The sequence below is a fragment of the Mesorhizobium sp. M1088 genome (genome assembly GCF_040318575.1).
Taxonomy (GTDB): Bacteria; Pseudomonadota; Alphaproteobacteria; order Rhizobiales; family Rhizobiaceae; genus Mesorhizobium.
This window is the reverse complement of record NZ_JAMYMO010000140.1, coordinates 1-555: the sequence shown is the minus strand read 5'-3', so window position 1 is coordinate 555 and position 555 is coordinate 1. Positions and strand designations below refer to the sequence as shown.

1 protein-coding gene is annotated in these 555 nt (G+C 60.0%); it reads right to left on the bottom strand.

Annotation, left to right across the window (positions count from 1 at the left end):
• The coding region (locus NKH49_RS34860; RefSeq protein WP_352930251.1) for an NAD(P)/FAD-dependent oxidoreductase at nucleotides 1-458 on the bottom strand (458 nt) is incomplete at its 3' end.
• Between the last annotated feature and the right edge of the window lie 97 nt (nucleotides 459-555).

Here is a 555-nt window from a genome sequence, read left to right as displayed (position 1 = left end):
TCGACACCGATCTTCAGAGCGGCGTCCAGTTCGCGCTCGATGACGGATTCCTTCCTGCCCGACGCCGGAAACAGAAAGCCTTCGAGGCGGCGGAAATCACACGGCATGCCCTCCGCCTCCTGAATCGATCGGATACGGTCGATAGCGGCCGACTGGCTTTGGTAGTAGATCCGCGCCAGTTCCTCGCCACGCAATTTGATCAGTTCCGAAAAGTAGTCGTCGCAGATCGATGACAGATGCGCGGTGGTGCGGGCCGTCATGCCGCTTCCGATCCGGCCGCGATCGAGCACTGCCACCTTTTGCCCGGCGATGGCCAGTTCGAACGCGACCGACAGTCCGGCAATGCCAGATCCGACGACCACGACATCGACCTGTTCACTCCGCTCGAGCGGAACTGCATCAGGCGCTACTTCGGTTGCCGCCCAAAGGGATACAGTCCTTTCGTCGCTGACATTCATGGCGGAACTTTCCGGACGCGATAGCCGGTAAACGGCCGCGACGGTTCAAAGTTCCTCGATGGCTTTTTGAATGCCTGCAGGCTATCTGCGCCTCAAC